Origin of the sequence: Caldimonas sp., assembly GCF_046291045.1 — a bacterium.
In the GTDB taxonomy this organism is placed as follows: Bacteria; Pseudomonadota; Gammaproteobacteria; order Burkholderiales; family Burkholderiaceae_C; genus Caldimonas.
On the sequence record NZ_JBKBSL010000049.1, the window covers coordinates 1 to 15,820 of the forward strand.

The 15,820-nt window shown below is 68.7% G+C and carries 19 protein-coding genes and 1 tRNA gene; 8 read left to right on the forward strand and 12 right to left on the reverse strand.

The annotated features are described in order from the left end of the window. Positions 1 to 164: 164 nt before the first annotated feature. The gene (locus ACK4ZD_RS13960; protein ID WP_409663314.1) at positions 165 to 710 is read right to left on the reverse strand and encodes a c-type cytochrome; all 546 of its coding nucleotides are present in this window, start codon (positions 708 to 710) and stop codon (positions 165 to 167) included. 133 nt (positions 711 to 843) lie between these two features. Between ACK4ZD_RS13960 and ACK4ZD_RS13965 the strand changes: the two genes are divergently transcribed. Then, positions 844 to 919: transfer RNA gene (locus tag ACK4ZD_RS13965), tRNA-Arg, on the forward strand. 108 nt (positions 920 to 1,027) lie between these two features. After that, entirely contained in the window at positions 1,028 to 1,915 is an 888-nt protein-coding gene (locus ACK4ZD_RS13970) for a septal ring lytic transglycosylase RlpA family protein (protein ID WP_409663316.1), read from the forward strand. 1 nt (position 1,916) lies between these two features. Here the strand turns inward: ACK4ZD_RS13970 and rsmI are convergent, their stop codons facing one another. Further along, entirely contained in the window at positions 1,917 to 2,855 is a 939-nt protein-coding gene (rsmI, locus tag ACK4ZD_RS13975; protein ID WP_409663319.1) for a 16S rRNA (cytidine(1402)-2'-O)-methyltransferase, read from the reverse strand. Here rsmI and ACK4ZD_RS13980 point away from each other — a divergent pair. The 3 genes from ACK4ZD_RS13980 (at position 2,848) to ACK4ZD_RS13990 (ending at position 4,567) form a co-directional block, all read left to right on the forward strand. Beyond that, positions 2,848 to 3,216, forward strand: coding sequence for a YraN family protein (locus ACK4ZD_RS13980; protein WP_409663321.1), 369 nt, complete (start codon positions 2,848 to 2,850; stop codon positions 3,214 to 3,216). The two genes, rsmI and ACK4ZD_RS13980, sit on opposite strands and share 8 nt — an antisense overlap. A gap of 95 nt (positions 3,217 to 3,311) precedes the next feature. Continuing rightward, a complete protein-coding gene (locus tag ACK4ZD_RS13985) occupies positions 3,312 to 3,902 on the forward strand; it encodes an SIS domain-containing protein (protein ID WP_409663324.1) in 591 nt (196 codons plus the stop codon). After that, positions 3,899 to 4,567, forward strand: coding sequence for a BON domain-containing protein (locus ACK4ZD_RS13990; protein ID WP_409663327.1), 669 nt, complete (start codon positions 3,899 to 3,901; stop codon positions 4,565 to 4,567). Before ACK4ZD_RS13985 ends, ACK4ZD_RS13990 begins: the two co-directional genes overlap by 4 nt. A gap of 1 nt (position 4,568) precedes the next feature. On the opposite strand, the gene ACK4ZD_RS13995 is transcribed toward ACK4ZD_RS13990, so the two are convergent. The 4 genes from ACK4ZD_RS13995 to ACK4ZD_RS14010 are packed head-to-tail and all read right to left on the reverse strand — an operon-like array spanning position 4,569 to position 8,348. After that, positions 4,569 to 5,465, reverse strand: coding sequence for an NAD(P)-dependent oxidoreductase (locus tag ACK4ZD_RS13995; RefSeq protein ID WP_409663329.1), 897 nt, complete (start codon positions 5,463 to 5,465; stop codon positions 4,569 to 4,571). A 2-nt stretch (positions 5,466 to 5,467) separates the two neighbouring features. Then, positions 5,468 to 6,604 (reverse strand): PilT/PilU family type 4a pilus ATPase, encoded by a 1,137-nt coding sequence (locus tag ACK4ZD_RS14000; RefSeq protein ID WP_409663332.1) that lies wholly within the window; start codon positions 6,602 to 6,604, stop codon positions 5,468 to 5,470. Between the two features lie 9 nt (positions 6,605 to 6,613). Then, on the reverse strand, positions 6,614 to 7,264 hold the full coding sequence (locus ACK4ZD_RS14005) for a cyclic nucleotide-binding domain-containing protein (RefSeq protein ID WP_409663335.1): 651 nt from the start codon (positions 7,262 to 7,264) through the stop codon (positions 6,614 to 6,616). A gap of 40 nt (positions 7,265 to 7,304) precedes the next feature. After that, positions 7,305 to 8,348: a type IV pilus twitching motility protein PilT gene (locus tag ACK4ZD_RS14010; RefSeq protein ID WP_409663337.1), complete on the reverse strand. Its 1,044-nt coding sequence runs from the start codon at positions 8,346 to 8,348 to the stop codon at positions 7,305 to 7,307. A gap of 81 nt (positions 8,349 to 8,429) precedes the next feature. On the opposite strand from ACK4ZD_RS14010, the gene ACK4ZD_RS14015 reads away from it, so the two are divergent. Beyond that, positions 8,430 to 9,116 (forward strand): YggS family pyridoxal phosphate-dependent enzyme, encoded by a 687-nt coding sequence (locus tag ACK4ZD_RS14015; RefSeq protein ID WP_409663340.1) that lies wholly within the window; start codon positions 8,430 to 8,432, stop codon positions 9,114 to 9,116. On the opposite strand, the gene ACK4ZD_RS14020 is transcribed toward ACK4ZD_RS14015, so the two are convergent. After that, a complete protein-coding gene (locus ACK4ZD_RS14020; protein ID WP_409663343.1) occupies positions 9,117 to 9,599 on the reverse strand; it encodes an Lrp/AsnC ligand binding domain-containing protein in 483 nt (160 codons plus the stop codon). 107 nt (positions 9,600 to 9,706) lie between these two features. Here ACK4ZD_RS14020 and ACK4ZD_RS14025 point away from each other — a divergent pair, with 107 nt between their 5' ends. Further along, positions 9,707 to 10,420, forward strand: a complete 714-nt coding sequence (locus ACK4ZD_RS14025; RefSeq protein WP_409663345.1) for a dienelactone hydrolase family protein — start codon at positions 9,707 to 9,709, stop codon at positions 10,418 to 10,420. 13 nt (positions 10,421 to 10,433) lie between these two features. Next, positions 10,434 to 11,252: a pyrroline-5-carboxylate reductase gene (gene proC / locus ACK4ZD_RS14030; protein ID WP_409663348.1), complete on the forward strand. Its 819-nt coding sequence runs from the start codon at positions 10,434 to 10,436 to the stop codon at positions 11,250 to 11,252. Here the strand turns inward: proC and ACK4ZD_RS14035 are convergent, their stop codons facing one another. From ACK4ZD_RS14035 to ACK4ZD_RS14055, 5 genes are all read right to left on the reverse strand, one after another. Next, positions 11,253 to 12,524 (reverse strand): solute carrier family 23 protein, encoded by a 1,272-nt coding sequence (locus tag ACK4ZD_RS14035; protein WP_409663351.1) that lies wholly within the window; start codon positions 12,522 to 12,524, stop codon positions 11,253 to 11,255. A gap of 247 nt (positions 12,525 to 12,771) precedes the next feature. Continuing rightward, positions 12,772 to 12,969 carry a hypothetical protein gene (locus ACK4ZD_RS14040; RefSeq protein ID WP_019562212.1) on the reverse strand — a complete coding sequence of 66 codons (198 nt, stop codon included), beginning with the start codon at positions 12,967 to 12,969 and terminating at the stop codon, positions 12,772 to 12,774. Then, positions 12,966 to 13,238 (reverse strand): hypothetical protein, encoded by a 273-nt coding sequence (locus ACK4ZD_RS14045; RefSeq protein WP_409663354.1) that lies wholly within the window; start codon positions 13,236 to 13,238, stop codon positions 12,966 to 12,968. Before ACK4ZD_RS14045 ends, ACK4ZD_RS14040 begins: the two co-directional genes overlap by 4 nt. A 169-nt stretch (positions 13,239 to 13,407) precedes the next feature. Further along, the gene (locus ACK4ZD_RS14050) at positions 13,408 to 13,641 is read right to left on the reverse strand and encodes a hypothetical protein (protein WP_156824676.1); all 234 of its coding nucleotides are present in this window, start codon (positions 13,639 to 13,641) and stop codon (positions 13,408 to 13,410) included. 94 nt (positions 13,642 to 13,735) lie between these two features. Beyond that, on the reverse strand, positions 13,736 to 15,427 hold the full coding sequence (locus ACK4ZD_RS14055; RefSeq protein ID WP_409663357.1) for a Wzy polymerase domain-containing protein: 1,692 nt from the start codon (positions 15,425 to 15,427) through the stop codon (positions 13,736 to 13,738). Between the last annotated feature and the right edge of the window lie 393 nt (positions 15,428 to 15,820).

Genomic DNA, 15,820 nt, shown 5'->3' on the forward strand with positions numbered 1-15,820 from the left:
ACGCTTCCTCCCCACGTTCGGTCACCCTCACGCAGTTGCGCTTCGCTCGCCTCGCTGTGGCCAACTCGGCCGGGGACTCACACCCCGAAGATCGCGCCCATGCTGGGCGCACATGAAAAAGCCGGCCCGCGGCCGGCTCGTCCAGACAGGGCTCGAGCCCCTCCTCACTGCGAGGCGGCCGTCTCGGCCGCCGGAGCCTTCGGCTCGGGCAGGTTGGCCCCGGAGTTGTTGGTCAGGTAGACCACCGCACGACCGATCTCCAGGTCGCTGAACTCACCGCCGCCCTGGGCGCCCATGGCGCCCTTGCCCTTCAGGGCCGAGTTGAGCAGGGCCTCGTAGCCCGTGGCCACGCGCGGCGCCCAGGCCGCGGCATCGCCCAGCTTGGGCGCCCCGGCCACGCCGGCGGCGTGGCAGACCGCACACTGGGCCTGGTAGACCTCCTGGCCGCTCTTGAGCACGCGCGGCGCCGAGGCATCACGCAGCTCGACCGTGCCGACGGGCTGGATGCGCGCAGCGATCGCTTCCTCGGAAAACCCTTCGCTGCCCGCTCCCGTCTTGCTGCCCGACGCGACGAAGTTGACCAACAAGATGATGCCCACGATGGGCACCAGGAACGAGAAGATCACCGCCAGGACCAGTTGCTTGGGCGTCTTGACCGGTCCTTCGTGCGGTGCGTCGTGTTCGTCGTGGGAGTGTGCGTTGTCGCTCATGAAAGGAATTCCTCGGCTTCGAACCGGACGTCAAAGCGCCCCAGCGGTGGGCAGCGCAAAACCCGTCGATTATAAGCGAGCAAGCCAAGGCGTCACTGGCAAAGCGACGGGGCTGCTAGAATGTATGTTTCACGCGCCCGTAGCTCAGTGGATAGAGTATTGGCCTCCGAAGCCAAGGGTCGCTGGTTCGATTCCAGCCGGGCGCGCCAGCCGATACCGCATGACGGGTCTGGCCTGTGACGTCGCTCACGCCGCGCATGGAGGTCAGTCCTCCTCGCCCCACGCTGCGGTCGCCGGGTGCGGTACCCTTGGCCTCCATGCATGCCACTTGCGTCCTCGCGCCGCCCGCCCTCTTGGGGCGCCATCGGCTGCTGACTTGCCTGCTGCTGGCGGTCTTGGCCGGGTGCTCGCACACGCCGCGCAGCGGCGGATACTTCCAAAACGATGGACCAGGCTCGCGCCCGGCCGCTGAGCTCGATCGCATCCCCGATGCCGTGCCCCGCCTCGAACCGCTGGCCCGCGGTCCCAACCGTCCCTACGCGGTGAACGGGCGACAGTATGTGCCTTTGACGACCGATCAACCCTTCCGAGAACGCGGCCTGGCATCGTGGTACGGCCGGCAGTATCACGGTCGGCCGACATCCAGCGGTGAACCGTACGACATGTACGCCATGACGGCCGCCCACCCCGTGCTGCCCATCCCCAGCTACGTGCGGGTGCGCCACTTGGGCAACGGCCGTGAGGTGATCGTGCGTGTGAACGATCGCGGCCCTTTCATCGGCGAACGCATCATCGACCTGAGCTACGCCGCCGCGCACCGCCTGGGCTTCATCCAGCAGGGCCATGCGTTGGTCGAGATCGAACGCATCACCCATGCCGACATCCGCGCCGGACGCTGGCCAGACGCGCATGCACCGGCTCTCGGGCCGGCAACGACGCCCGTCCGTCCGAGCCCGTCGCCTGCGGTCGAAGCACCCAACTACTGGGTGCAACTTGGAGCGTTCCGTCAGCGCGAAGGCGCCGAGTCCTTCATGAGCCAAGTGCGCGCCCAGGTGCAGTGGCTGGCCCCGCAGCTCGTTCTCGTCACCGAGGACGCTCTGCACCGCCTGCAGGTCGGCCCCTATGCCAGCCGCAGCGAGGCCGGCGCGGCCGCCGAGCGCATCCGCGAGGCCTTGCAGTTGGTGCCCGCCATCGTGCAGCGCTGACTCACTTCGCCGATCCGCGCAGCGCCAGTGCACGCGTGTACAGCGCATTGCGCGCCGCGCCGGTGTGCTCGGCGGCCAGGGCCACGGCCTGCTTGAGCGGCAGCACCTCGACCAGGGCCCGTAGCAGCGGCTCGGCGCGTGCGAGCGCGTTCTCGTCCTCGCCGGCCGCCGGCTCCGGGGCATGCAGCACGAGCACGAATTCGCCACGGCGGCGGTGCGGGTCGCCGGCCAGCCAGTCTGCAAATGCGGCGGTGGGCAAAGTGACGATGGTTTCGAACTGCTTCGTCAGCTCGCGCGCCACGGTGAGCAGGCGTTGAGGGCAAGCCTGCGCCAACACGCGCGCCAGCGTCTCGATGCGATGCGGCGACTCGAAAATCACCTGACTCGTCGGCCGCGCTGCCATCGCGCGCACGGCCTGCTCGAGCTCGCGCGGCCTGGCCGGTAGGAAACCCACGAAACAAAAGCCCGTCGAGCGCACATCGCCGGCCACGCTCAGGGCCGCCGTGGCACTGCTGGGGCCCGGGACGGGGACCACGCCGCAGCCCGCCTCCCGCACGGCCGCCACGAGGCGGGCGCCCGGGTCCGAGACGGCCGGCGTGCCGGCATCGCTGACATAGGCCACACGCTCGCCCGCGCGAAGCCGCGCGATCACGGCCTGCGCCGCCTCGCGCTCGTTGTGCTCGTGCACCGCCAGCATCGGCTTGTCGATGCCATAGTGGCGCAGCAGCGGTGCGGTATGGCGCGTGTCCTCGCAGGCCACCGCCTCAACGGTGTGCAGCACCTGCAGGGCGCGCAGGCTCAGGTCCGCCAGGTTGCCGATCGGCGTGGCCACCACATACAGTGCGCCCGCAGGATACTGCTGAGCCCCGGCCGCGCGTGCGGCCGCCTCGCGCCACAGCGCAGCATCGGACCAGGAGGAGGAGGAGGAGGAAGTGTTCACGACCAAGTACAAGGGGGACGCCGCCGAGCAACGGGCGCTGGCACACCTGCAGCGCGCCGGCCTGGCACTCGTCGAACGCAATTATCGGGTGGCGCGCGGCCCGCGCGCCCACGCGGGCGAGGTGGATCTCATCATGCGCGATCGTGACGGCACGCTGGTCTTCGTCGAGGTACGCGAGCGCGCCAGCGCCGCCCATGGCGGCGCCGCTGCCAGCATCGGGGCAGCCAAGCGGCGCGCCATCGTCCTGGCCGCCCGCCACTACCTGCAGCGCCTGGGTTCGCCACCGCCGTGCCGCTTCGATGTGGTGGCCATCGAGGCGGGGCAGCTGCAGTGGCTGAAGGCCGCGTTCGAGGCCTCGTGAGACCTGGCGCGCCTCGGCCCGTGCCGTCTGTCCTGCGACCGCGGAACCTTCGCCCCCGCGCGGGCGTCCCATGACGCTGACTTATGATGCCGCCCATGCTTGAACCCCGCATCCAGCAGCAATTCTTCGAAAGTGCCGACCTGATGTACCAGTGTGCCGACCAGCTCGCCCGGCCGATCGCCGAGGCCGCGCAGGCCGTGGTGGGCTGCCTGACTGCCGGCGGCAAGGTGCTCGCCTGCGGCAACGGCGGTGCGGCAGGCCTGGCCCGGCACGTCGCCTCCCTGCTCGTGGGGCGTTTCGAGCGCGAGCGCCCCGGCCTGGCCGCGCTGGCGCTGAGCGCGGACGCTGTGCACCTCGGTGGCTTCGGGGCCGACCCCGCCCTCGTCTATGCCAAGCAGGTGCAAGCGCTGGGCCAGCCCGGCGACATCCTGCTGGTTCTGTCGGGCAGCGGCGGTTCGGCCACCGCGCTGGCAGCCGTGCAGGCGGCCCATGACAAGGAGATGACCGTCATCGCCCTCACCGGCAAGGGCGGCGGCAAGCTCAAGGACCTGCTGGCCGAAACCGACGTGCACATCGCCGTGCCGCATGAGCGGCTCTCGCGCGTCCAGGAAGTTCACCTGCTGACGCTGCACTGCCTGTGCGACGCGGTGGACACTCAACTGCTTGGAGAACAGGATCACCCATGACGCCACTTGCTTCCCGTCCCCGTTTGCTGCGCCCGCTGGCGGCCGTGCTGGCCGCCGCCGGCCTGCTCAGCGCACTGTCGGCCTGTGCCCCCTTGCTGGTGGGCGGGGCCGTGGTGGGCACCGTGATGGTCGCCACCGACCGGCGCAGCTCCGGCGCCCAGCTCGATGACCAGGCCATCGAACTGAAGGCCATGAACCGCCTGCGCGAAACCTTCAACGAGCAGCGCGTGCATGTCAACGTGACGAGCTACAACCGCATGGTGCTGCTCACCGGTGAGGTGGCCAGCGAAGAAGACAAGCAGCGCGTCGAGCGCATCGTGGCCGGCGTGGACAACGTGCGCTCCATCGTCAACGAGTTGGCGGTCATGGGGGTGAGCTCCCTGACCTCGCGTTCCAACGACGTGATCCTGGGCGGCAAGGTCAAGGCCACCTTCGTCGACGCGCGCGACCTGCAAGCCCAAGCCGTGAAGGTCGTGGCCGAACGGGGTACCGTCTACCTGATGGGACGGGTCACCGAGCGCGAAGCCAAGCGAGCGGCCGAACTGGCACGCAGCGTCAGTGGCGTGAACAAGGTGGTGACGGTGTTCGAGCTGATCACCGAGGAAGAGCTGGCACGGCTGCAACCCAACCGGCCCTCGCCGGCAGGCGCCTCGCCGGGTCAGTGAGTCATTGGAGCCGGCGGATCAGGCTGGAGGTGTCCCAGCGACCGCCGCCTTGGGCCTGGAGGTCGGCGTAGAACTGGTCCACCAGGGCCGTGACCGGCAGACGCGCACCATTGCGACGCGCCTCTTCCAGGCACAGGCCCAGATCCTTGCGCATCCAGTCCACGGCAAAGCCAAAGTCGAAGCGGTCCTCGATCATCGTGGGGCCGCGGTTGTCCATCTGCCAGCTCTGGGCGGCGCCCTTGCCGATGACCTCGAGCACGGCTTTCATGTCCAGGCCGGCCTTCTGTCCGAAGGCAATGGCCTCGGACAGCCCCTGCAGCACACCGGCGATCGCGATCTGGTTGACCATCTTGGCCAGTTGGCCGGCCCCCTGCTCGCCCAGCAGCGTCACGGCCTTGGCAAAGGCCATCGCCACCGGCTGGGCCTGCGCGAAGGCGGCGGCATCGCCCCCGCACATCACCGTCAGGGTGCCATGGATCGCGCCAAGATTGCCGCCCGAGACCGGGGCGTCGATGAAGGCCAGGCCACGCTGGCGCGCCGCCTGGCCCAGCTCACGCGCCACCTCGGCCGAGGCGGTGGTGTGGTCCATGAAGATCGCCCCGGGTGGCATGCCCGCAAACGCCCCGTCCTCGCCCAGCACCACCGAACGCAGGTCGTCGTCATTGCCGACGCAGGCAAAGACGATGTCGGCCCCCCGCGCGGCCTCGCGCGGCGTGGGCGCACTGGCCCCGCCATACTCGGCCACCCACTGCTGCGCCTTGGCCGCCGTGCGGTTGTACACCGTCACACGGTGCCCGGCGCGGGCCAGGTGCCCAGCCATGGGGTAGCCCATCACCCCCAGGCCCAGGAAGGCCACGGTGTGGGAGGCAATGGGAGCGTAGGTCTTGGGAGTGCTCATGGTCACACGATCGTGAGGTGTTCGGTGCCCGCGGCCAGATCGGCGTTGCGTGCCCGGTTGCTGCTGAGCTTGATCTGCAACCGCAGATCGTTGACCGAATCGGCGTTGCGCAAGGCGTCCTCGTAGGTGATGAAGTTGCCTTCGTACAAGTCGAACAAGGACTGATCGAAGGTCTGCATGCCCAGCTCGCGGCTTTTCTTCATGATCTCCTTGATCTCGGCCACCTCGCCCTTGAAGATCAGCTCGGAGATCAGCGGGGTGTTCAGCAAGATCTCGACGGCGGCAATGCGACCCTTGCCTTCCTGGCGCGGCAGCAAGCGCTGCGAGACCATGGCCTTGAGGTTGAGCGACAGGTCCATCAGCAACTGCACGCGGCGATCTTCTGGGAAGAAATTGATGATGCGATCCAGGGCCTGGTTGGCGCTGTTGGCGTGCAGCGTGGCCATGCACAGGTGGCCGGTTTCGGCGAAAGCCACGGCGTGTTCCATCGTCTCGCGGTCGCGGATCTCGCCCATCAGGATCACGTCGGGAGCCTGGCGCAGCGTGTTCTTCAGCGCCGCCTCCCAGCCGTCGGTGTCCAGGCCCACCTCGCGCTGGGTGACGATGCAGTTTTTGTGCGGATGCACGAACTCCACCGGATCCTCGATGGTGATGATGTGGCCGTACGAGTTTTCGTTGCGGTAGTCGACCATGGCCGCCAGGGTGGTGCTCTTGCCCGAGCCCGTGGCCCCGACCATGATCACCAAGCCACGCTTGGTCATGGCCACGTCCTTGAGGATCGTCGGCAAACCCAGTGCGTCGATGGTGGGCAGGGTTTGAGGAATGACCCGCAGCACCAGGCCCACATGGCCTTGCTGCACGAAGGCATTGACACGGAAGCGCCCAATACCCTGCGGAGCGATGGCGAAGTTGCACTCCTTCGTGCGCTCGAACTCAGCCGCTTGCTTGTCGTTCATGATGGCCCGCGCCAGGGCCATCGTGTGCTGGCCGGTCAAGGGCTGGGGCGACACCTTGGTGATCTTGCCGTCCACCTTGATCGCCGGCGGGAATTCGGCCGTGAGGAAAAGATCCGAGCCATTGCGCGCCACCATCAAGCGCAGCAGGTCGTTGACGAACTTGGAAGCCTGGTCTCTTTCCATGATGGATCCTCAGCCGCGCGACAGCAGGGCACTCAGCCGTGCACTGACATGCCGCAACCGCAAAGACAAACGACGTGCCAGCGAGGCCAGCAAGGCCAAGCCCAGGCGCGGCTCCTGCATGATCATGCGGTCGAGCCCCTCGGCATCGACCACCGCGAGCACGCAGGGGGTGAGCGTGGTGCAAGCCGAAAAGCGCGAGCCGGCGTCCAGCAGCGACATCTCGCCCAGCATGTCGCCGGGACGCGCTTCGGCCAGGCGCGCACGCGCACCCCAAGGTTGGATGCGGTCCACGGCGATCGTGCCCTCGAGCACGATGAGCATGTAGTCGCCCAGCTCATCCTGGCCGATGATCTCCTGGTCGGCGCCCACCTCGACGAACTCGAGGTACTGGCTCATGCGCTGCAAGTCCTGTGGGCCCAGCGCTGCCACGTAGCGGTCCGCACCCCAAAGCTGCGCGAATGTCTGCGCCCCGCGCTCGCGGTCATAGGCCCGCGCGCCGATGCGGGCCGCGCGCTCGCGCCAGGTGGCCTGGGGCAGGTTATCGTCGGCACGCTCCTGGAACATCGTCGAGAAAAAACGCGAGTCCTCGTCGGAATCGGCGCCGCTGCCTTCGGGGACCGCACTGGCCCCTCCCTTGAGCTTTTCGATGAGTTTCTTCATGGCGGTGACGGCGGTCGAGTCCCGGCGGCGCGTGCGGCCTTCAACCTGGGAAGTTCTCGGGGAACTTGGCCTTGCTGCGCGCTTCGGCCGGGGAGATCACGTTGCGGCGCACGAGGTCGGTCAGACACTGGTCCAGGGTCATCATGCCCATGCTGTTGCCCGTTTGGATGGCCGAGTACATCTGGGCGATCTTGTTCTCGCGGATCAGGTTGCGGATGGCCGAAGTGCCCAGCATGATTTCATGCGCGGCCACACGGCCCGAGCCGTCCTTGAGCTTGCACAACGTCTGCGAGATCACCGCGACCAGCGATTCAGACAACATCGCGCGCACCATCTCCTTCTCGGCGGCGGGAAAGACATCGACGATGCGGTCGATGGTCTTGGCCGCGCTCGAGGTGTGCAGCGTGCCGAACACCAGGTGGCCGGTCTCGGCGGCCGTGAGCGCCAGGCGGATGGTCTCCAGGTCACGCATCTCGCCCACGAGGATGGCATCGGGATCCTCGCGCAGCGCCGAGCGCAACGCGTTGTTGAAGCTCAGCGTGTGCGGCCCGACCTCGCGCTGGTTGACCAGGCACTTTTTGGACTCGTGGACGAACTCGATCGGATCCTCGACCGTGAGGATGTGTCCGTACTCGTTCTCGTTGAGGTGGTTGACCATCGCCGCCAGAGTGGTCGATTTGCCCGAGCCGGTGGGCCCGGTCACGAGGATCAGGCCGCGGGGCTTGAGGGACAGCTCGGCGAACACCTTGGGCGCGTTGAGCTGCTCGAGCGTGAGGATCTTCGAGGGGATGGTCCGGAACACCGCGCCGGCGCCGCGGTTCTGGTTGAAAGCATTGACGCGAAAACGCGCCAAGCCCTGGATCTCGAACGAGAAGTCGCACTCCAGCGTTTCCTCGTAGGCCTTGCGCTGGGCATCGTTCATGATGTCGTACACCATGTCGTGAACCTGCTTGTGCTCGAGCGGGTCGACATTGATGCGACGCACGTCGCCGTGCACTCGGATCATGGGGGGCAAGCCGGCGGACAGGTGCAGGTCCGATGCCTTGTTCTTGACCGAGAACGCCAGCAGTTGCGTGATGTCCATGTCTGCCCTTCAGGCCCCCAAGGTGGTGCGCGGCGCGCGGTTGTGCGAGGAAGTGACGATGTGCCGTAAGCTCGCGCCATTATGGCGACGATCGCTCGGAACATACAACAAGTGAAGGACCGCATCGCGGCGGCCTGTGCACGCGCGCAACGCGACGTGCAAAGTGTCACGCTGCTGGCGGTGAGCAAGACCTTCGGTGCGCCGGCGATCCGCGAAGCCCTGGCCGCGGGTCAACAGCGTTTCGGTGAGAACTACGTGCAAGAGGCGCTGGAGAAAATGGCCACGCTGGCCGACGTGCGCCCTCGCCTCGAGTGGCACCTGATCGGTCCGCTGCAGAGCAACAAGACCCGCGCGGTGGCCGAGCATTTCGACTGGGTGCATTCGGTGGACCGCCTGAAAATCGCACAGCGTCTGTCCGATCAGCGCCCTGCGCACCTGCCGCCGCTGCAAGTGTGCCTGCAGGTCAACATCAGCGGCGAGGCCAGCAAGAGCGGCCTGGCCCCGGCCGAAGTGAGCGCCTTGGCCCACGCCGTGGCCGCCCTGCCCCGGCTGCGCTTGCGCGGCCTGATGGCCATCCCCGAGCCCGCCGACGACCCGCACGCCCAGCGCCAGCCGCACCGCGCCCTGCGCGAACTGCTGGACACCCTTCGCGCCCAGGGCCTCGACCTGGACACCCTGTCCATGGGCATGAGCGCCGACCTGGAGGCTGCCGTCGTCGAAGGCGCCACGATCGTCCGCGTGGGCACGGCCATCTTCGGCCAGCGATGATCAGATCGGCAGGCGGGCGGTGTTCTTCACCTCCTCCATCACCGCATAGGTGTGGGTCTCGCGCACGCCCGGCAGCGACCACACCACCGTGCCGATCAGTTCGCGGTAGGCCTGCATGTCCGCCACACGGGTCTTGATGAGGTAGTCGAAGCCGCCAGCCACGAGATGGCATTCGAGGATCTCGGGCCGGGTCTGCACCGCCGCCTTGAAGGCGTTCATGACGTCGGGCGTGGTGCGGTCGAGCACCACCTCGACGAAGACCATCATGCCCGCGCCCAGCAAGTGCGGGTTGAGCCGCGCCTCGTAGCCCAGGATGTAGCCATCGCGCGTCAGGCGCTTGACCCGCTCGAGCACCGCCGTGGGCGACAGGTGCACCGCCTCGGCCAGCTTGAGGTTGGCGATGCGCCCGTCCTCCTGCAAGATGCGCAGGATCTTGCGATCGATCTTGTCCAGGCTGCGCGCGCCCTCGGAGTCGGTTTTCATGCTGGACGATTCTCTAGATTCTCGAACTTTCGTGAATATTCATCCTATGGATTTCGGTTCATACTGACAATCCATAAGAACGCCTAGCGCTCTAGGAGAGACCGCCCATGACCTCCCCCGTGCACACCTGCTGGATCGAGCTGTCCCGACCCGACGGGCCACAGGCGGCCTACCTCGCCCTGCCACCGGCCGGCCGCGGCCCAGGGCTGGTGCTGTTCCAGGAAATCTTCGGCGTCAACGCCCACATCCGCGCCGTGGCCGAGCAGTACGCGCTGGCGGGCTACGTGGTGCTCGCCCCGGACGTCTTCTGGCGGCAGGCCCCGCGGGTGGAACTGGGCTACGAGGGCGCCGACCTGCAGCGCGCCCGCGAGCTGCTGGCCGGCGCCGACCGGCAGCAACTGGTCGGGGACGTCGCCGCGGTGGTAGACGCGCTGCGCCGACGCCCGGAGGTCACGGGCCGGGTCGGGGCCTTGGGCTACTGCATGGGCGGACGGCTGGCCTATCTCGCGGCGGCCACGACCGACGTGGACGCCGCCGTGGCTTATTACGGCGGCGGCATCCAGGACCAGCTCGACCTGGCCGGCCGCGTGCGCTGTCCGCTGTTGCTGCACTACGGCCAGACCGACGCCCACATCCCGCCCGAGGCGGTGGAGCGCGTGCGCCAGGCGCTGGCGCCCTCGCGTGCCCAGGTGCATGTCTACCCCGGTGCCGGCCACGGCTTCAATTGCTGGGCACGCGGGACCTATCATCCGCCCTCGGCCGCGCTGGCGCTGGCACGCAGCCTGGCGCTGTTCGCCACCACCTTGTTCCAAGCCTCCTGACACGGCAGCTTCCATGAGCACCACCTCCACCCTGGCCTTCATCGGCGGGGGCAACATGGCCCAGGCCGTCCTGGGCGGCCTGATCCGCGCCGGGCACCCCCGCGAGCAGTTGCTCGTCGTCGAACCCTGGGCCGAGCAACGCGAACGCCTGCGCCATGAGCTGGGCGTGTCGGCGCTGGCCGCCGCCGACGCGGTGCTGGCGCAGGCCGACACGGTCGTGTGGGCGGTCAAGCCCCAGCTGTTCAAAGAAGCGGCAGCTCCCTGCGCCGCCCATGTGGGCCAAGCCCTACACCTGAGCGTGATGGCCGGCATCCGCACCGAGGCCCTGGTGCAGGCCACCGGCAGCGTGCGGATCGTGCGCGCCATGCCCAACACCCCGGCCCTGATCGGTCAGGGCATCTCGGGCCTGTATGCGCGGCCCGAGGTGAGCAGCGACGAGCGCCACCGGGTCGAGCGGCTCCTGGCCCCCACCGGCGCCACGCTGTGGGTGACGCAGGAGGCCGACCTGGATGCCGTGACCGCGCTGTCGGGCTCCGGCCCCGCCTATGTCTTCTACTTCGTCGAGGCGATGATGGCCGCCGCGCAGGAGATGGGCCTGAGCGCCGAGCAAGGCCGGCAGCTCGCACTGGCCACCTTTGCCGGAGCGGCCGAGCTGGCCCGCCGCTCGGAAGACCCACCCTCGGTGCTGCGCGAGCGCGTCACCTCCAAGGGTGGCACCACCCAGGCGGCGCTGCAGTCGCTGCAGGCCGACGGGGTGGCCGCGGCGTTCGTGCGGGCGCTGAAGGCCGCCCAGCAGCGCGCACGCGAGCTGGGCGACGAGTTCGGCGGTTGATCAGCCCCGCTTCTTCAGCAGCGCGTACAGCGCGATCGCGCCGAAGGTGGCGGTGCCGATGCCGCCCAGGGCGAAGTCGCCGATCTTCAGCGTGAAGTCGCCCGTGCCCAGCACCAGGGTGATGGCGGCCACGATCAGGTTGGTGTTGTCGGAGAAGTCGACCTTGTTGTCGACCCAGATCTTGGCGCCGGCCACGGCGATCAGGCCGAAGACCACGATGGACACGCCGCCCATCACGGCCAGCGGCACGGCCTGGATCAGCGCACCGAACTTGGGGCTGAAGCCCAGCACGATGGCGATCAACCCGGCCACGACGAAGATGGCCGTCGAGTAGATCTTCGTGGCCGCCATCACGCCGATGTTCTCGGCATAGGTGGTCACCCCCGTGCCCCCCGAGGCGCCGCTCACCATCGTCGCAAGGCCGTCACCGACGAAGGCCCGGCCCATGTACGGGTTCATGTCCCGGCCGGTCATCGCGCTCACCGCCTTGATGTGACCGAGATTCTCGGCCACCAGGATCACGGCCACCGGGGCGATCAGCAAGATGGCGTTGAGCTCGAACACCGGCGCGGCAAAGCCCGGCATGCCGAACCAGGGCGCGTTGGCGATGCCCGACAGGTCGAGCGGCTTGCCCAGGCCCAACCCGTTGGTGAGGATGGCGTAGACGATGGACGCGACGATCAGGCCCACCAGGATGAGCAGGCGCTGCACCATGCCCCGCGTGAAGACGGCCACCAGGCCCACGCAGACGAAGGTGAGGGCCTGCATCCACGCGTCGAACGGCGTGGGCGCCATGTTCTTCACCGGGATGTGCGCCAGGTTCAGGCCGATCACGGCCACCACCGAGCCGGTGACCACCGGCGGCATGAAGCGTTCGATCCAGCCCGTGCCCGCCCCCATCACGATGAAGCCGATGATCGCGTAGACCAGGCCGCAGATGACGATGCCGCCCAGCGCCACCCCGAGGTTGGTATTGGGGCCGCTGCCGGCATAGCCGCTGGCGGCGATCACCACGCCGATGAAGGCAAAGCTCGAGCCGAGGTAGCTCGGCACCTTGCCGCCGACCACGAAAAAGAAGATCAAGGTGCCGATGCCGCTCATCAGGATGGCGACGTTCGGGTCGAAGCCCATCAACAGCGGCGCCAGCACGGTAGCGCCGAACATCGCCACCACATGCTGGACGCCCATCGCCACCGTCTGGGGCCAGGGCAGGCGCTCGTCGGGGGCGACGACCTCCTGCGTGGTCTCGCGCCATGTCGGAAAAAGGCTCATGGAAGGAAGCTCCGTGTTGTGTGTTGTTGCACCGGGACGCCGCGCCTCGAGTGGGCACGGTCGTGCGCGAGTGTAGGAGCAGGCTGCACGCGAAGACCAGGGGGGCGTTGCGGCGCACCACAAAAAAAGAGCCCGCCATGCAATGCACGGCGGGCGGTGGACTCCGTTAAGGAAAGGCGGCCGGGGCTCTCGCTCTCTCAGACCCCGGCCGCCCCCTCTTCCCCCGACGTCCCTGGAAAACAGCGGTTCAGCGGCGACCCAGCCGCAGCGTGAGCTGGGCCGGCTCGGTGCGCGACTGCAGCACCTGGTACTGGCGCAGCCCGGCATGGCCGGCCTGGGCCGGCGGCGCCGACGGCCTTGCAGGCACAGCCTGCGGCGTCTGCGTGCTGGCCAGGTGCCGAGCCAGCACGGTGGAGGCAATGGCGGCAGTGCTGGCGCGGATCATGATTTCGTCAGCCACTGGCTGGGCGCGAAGTCGGTACACAAAAAGGCCGGCGCGCTGGGCACGGGCTTGCCCAGCCGGGCCAGCGCCAGGCTGGGCCAGCACTGCGACGGCGAGGTCTCGCCCTGCAGCGGCGTGAGCCGCAGCATCGACGACCAACCGCCCGGCCGGCGCGGCGCCAGGCTGGCAGGCGATTGTTGACGGCCGCGGCGCGCGATGTCACCCGCCTGGGAGCGGCTTGCCGCGCGACGCTTGAAGCTGAGCAAGGCCATGTCTGGACTTCCGGTGAAACAGCAGTGTCTGTCCCATGGCAGCTTTCATGCCAACCCCCGGAACGTAACGAAATATGGCCACCTGCGCCGGATGCGGAGATATCACACGCCCGGCCGCCCTCCGCTGACAAGGATTGTCACCCCAGGCCGCGCGACCGTGCAGTCTGTGTCATGGTGCAGTGCGCCATGCGTGCACCGTGCGCACCACCTCGGCCACCACGGCCGGGTCCTGCAAGGTGCGGCGGTGGCCCAGACCGGAAGTGAGCATCAACCTGGACCCTGGCAGCGCGGCGGCCAGCCGCTCGCCGTCGGCGACGGGAACCGTCAGGTCGTCGCGGTCACGCCCCCCACCGCGCGGCCGACGGCCAGTGATCGCGCTCTCCAGGCCCTCTTGCGCCGCCATCAGCAAGGCGGTGTCGAGGATGGCCGCGCGCGTAAGCTTCGCTGCGATTGGTCTTGGCGTCCATGTTTGCAGGCCAGCACGATCGTGCGAAACATCAAGGCGTCGCAAGCTCCCGCCAGCTCAGGCCCTGCGGCTGCGGCCCACACGGGAATTGCGGCGGATCGGGCTGAGCGCACACCGCCAGGAAGTCGCGGCCCAGCCGGTGCCGGAACTCGCGCAGCCGGTGCACCACGTAAAGGGCCCGGTCGTCTTCGCCACGTTCGTGCAAGGCCTTGGCATAGGCGATCATCAGCCGCGCGTCGATCAGATGCCGCAGCGGCCGCTCAAACTGCTCGAACACCTCCGACGGTCGCGGCGCCGTGGTCACGGCGGCATAGTCGGCATGCACGGCGAACCAGTGGCTGCCCTGACCGATGCGGATGCGCTCACTGAGCGAGGCCCGCCCCGCCTCGCCCGAGGGCGTGAAGATCTGCACCACCCGCTGGTAGTCCACCATGGCATGCAGTGAGCCGGCCACCATCAGGCCGCCCGCGACGGGGAAGAGCCAGCGCGTCCATGCCGGCGCAGGAGCGGATGCACTGGGCCGTGGCGGCGCCCCCAGCCCGAGGAGAAGACCCAGCGCAAAGGCTGCCGGCAGCAGGAAGTAGGCGTACCACAGCGGGTACTCCAGCAGGCTGTGCCAGCCCAGCACCGCCAGCATCATCAGCGCCGAGCGCGCGGCGAGGCCAGCCTCCCCCGGCAGCGACAAGGCACCGCGCGCCCGCCACAACACCCAGGCCAGCGCGCCCAGCAGGGCCAGCGCGGCCGGGATGCCGAGCTCCACCATCAACTGCAGCACCAGGTTGTGGCTGTGATCGAAAAAGGCCACCGGCCGGTCGGGGAAAGGCGTGAAGGTCCAGGCCGCGTTGAAGTTCCCCCAGCCCACGCCGGTCCACGGATGCGCCGCGATCAGCGCCAGCGTGTTCGACCAGATCGCAAAGCGCGAACTGCTGAGATCGCCGCCCCCCTCCAGCCGCGTCTCGCCGTAATAGGCCGTGCCGCCCACCTCGCCCCAGGCCCATAGCCCCAGCCACCACGCCACCGCCACCGCCGGGGCCGCCCAGAACAGACGTCGCGCCCCAGCGGGCAAGCCGCGGTCGATCGCCGCCCACAGCGCCAGCCCCCCCAGGCCCAGCAGCCCGGTGCGCGAGCTGCTCAGCGCCACCCCCAGCGTCAGGGCTGCCAGGGCCGCCCAGGCCCAACGGCCCCGCCTGCCCGTCGCCAGCACGGGCAGCACGCACAACCCCATCAGCATCAGCGAGGCCAGGTGGTTGGGCTGGCGCAGGTTGCCGAAGGCCCGTCCCGGGGTGGTGGGCCGGGCGACCCAGACCCCGTCGGCCCAGGCGGGGGCGAAGTACTGCACCAGCGCGACGCCCACGTTCAGCAGCGCCGCCAGCAGCAGGCCCCAGGCCAACGCGCCCAGCACCGTCCGGGCCGCCGGCCCCCGCCACACCGGCCCGCCCAGCCAGCGGCCGAAAGCGGCCACCGCCAGCGCCGCGGCCAGGCCGGCCCCGGCGCGAGAACCCTGCACGGCCGCCCAGCCCCCCAGCACCAGGGCGGCCAGCGCCCAGCCCCAGGCCGCATGGGGCACTGCCCCGTCGTCACGGCCCATCCGCCACGCCCCCAAGCCCAGCACCGCCCCCCAGCCCGCCATGGCCAGGGTGACGTTGTAGAACGACGAGAACGGGGGCTGGGTCAGGCCGATGGCCCAGCCGGGCACCAGCAAGAGGGCAAGGAACGAGGTCACCGCGAGGTGTCAGACGGAAGGGGACATGGGCGGGACTGTAGCGCCCCCGGCCTGCCCGTCGCCCCGACCGTGAAGCCCGGTCTTCAAGCGTCGCGCGGGTGGCCGGCCTCGGTGTCCCCCACCACGGTGTTGCGGCCGGAGGTCTTGGCGGCGTAGCTTAGCTAGCTAGCAGGCCGTTGAAAAAGTCGATGCGGGTTCAAAAAATGGTGATTTCGGGGGTGCCTCACCCCTTACCCACTCTTGAAAAATCGCTTGTAGGTCGTTCTGAAAGGGGCTCTATGCCGTTTTGTGTGGAAACGCTTCGCGTCATGTCGGCATGGCTGGCGCGAACGGACTGGCCGGCAGGTGCTTGAGCTTGGACATGCGTAGGTAGGCGATGGCGATGAAGTTCTG

Excerpts from the sequence above, each read along its gene's own strand:
- ACK4ZD_RS13960 (WP_409663314.1), bottom strand. The coding sequence starts at position 710 with ATGAGCGACAACGCACACTCCCACGACGAACACGACGCACCGCACGAA.
- ACK4ZD_RS13970 (WP_409663316.1), top strand. The coding sequence starts at position 1,028 with ATGCATGCCACTTGCGTCCTCGCGCCGCCCGCCCTCTTGGGGCGCCAT.
- ACK4ZD_RS13985 (WP_409663324.1), top strand. The coding sequence starts at position 3,312 with ATGCTTGAACCCCGCATCCAGCAGCAATTCTTCGAAAGTGCCGACCTG.
- ACK4ZD_RS13990 (WP_409663327.1), top strand. The coding sequence starts at position 3,899 with ATGACGCCACTTGCTTCCCGTCCCCGTTTGCTGCGCCCGCTGGCGGCC.
- ACK4ZD_RS13995 (WP_409663329.1), bottom strand. The coding sequence starts at position 5,465 with ATGAGCACTCCCAAGACCTACGCTCCCATTGCCTCCCACACCGTGGCC.
- ACK4ZD_RS14000 (WP_409663332.1), bottom strand. The coding sequence starts at position 6,604 with ATGGAAAGAGACCAGGCTTCCAAGTTCGTCAACGACCTGCTGCGCTTG.
- ACK4ZD_RS14005 (WP_409663335.1), bottom strand. The coding sequence starts at position 7,264 with ATGAAGAAACTCATCGAAAAGCTCAAGGGAGGGGCCAGTGCGGTCCCC.
- ACK4ZD_RS14010 (WP_409663337.1), bottom strand. The coding sequence starts at position 8,348 with ATGGACATCACGCAACTGCTGGCGTTCTCGGTCAAGAACAAGGCATCG.
- ACK4ZD_RS14015 (WP_409663340.1), top strand. The coding sequence starts at position 8,430 with ATGGCGACGATCGCTCGGAACATACAACAAGTGAAGGACCGCATCGCG.
- ACK4ZD_RS14020 (WP_409663343.1), bottom strand. The coding sequence starts at position 9,599 with ATGAAAACCGACTCCGAGGGCGCGCGCAGCCTGGACAAGATCGATCGC.
- ACK4ZD_RS14025 (WP_409663345.1), top strand. The coding sequence starts at position 9,707 with ATGACCTCCCCCGTGCACACCTGCTGGATCGAGCTGTCCCGACCCGAC.
- proC (WP_409663348.1), top strand. The coding sequence starts at position 10,434 with ATGAGCACCACCTCCACCCTGGCCTTCATCGGCGGGGGCAACATGGCC.
- ACK4ZD_RS14035 (WP_409663351.1), bottom strand. The coding sequence starts at position 12,524 with ATGAGCCTTTTTCCGACATGGCGCGAGACCACGCAGGAGGTCGTCGCC.
- ACK4ZD_RS14040 (WP_019562212.1), bottom strand. The coding sequence starts at position 12,969 with ATGATCCGCGCCAGCACTGCCGCCATTGCCTCCACCGTGCTGGCTCGG.
- ACK4ZD_RS14045 (WP_409663354.1), bottom strand. The coding sequence starts at position 13,238 with ATGGCCTTGCTCAGCTTCAAGCGTCGCGCGGCAAGCCGCTCCCAGGCG.
- ACK4ZD_RS14050 (WP_156824676.1), bottom strand. The coding sequence starts at position 13,641 with ATGGCGGCGCAAGAGGGCCTGGAGAGCGCGATCACTGGCCGTCGGCCG.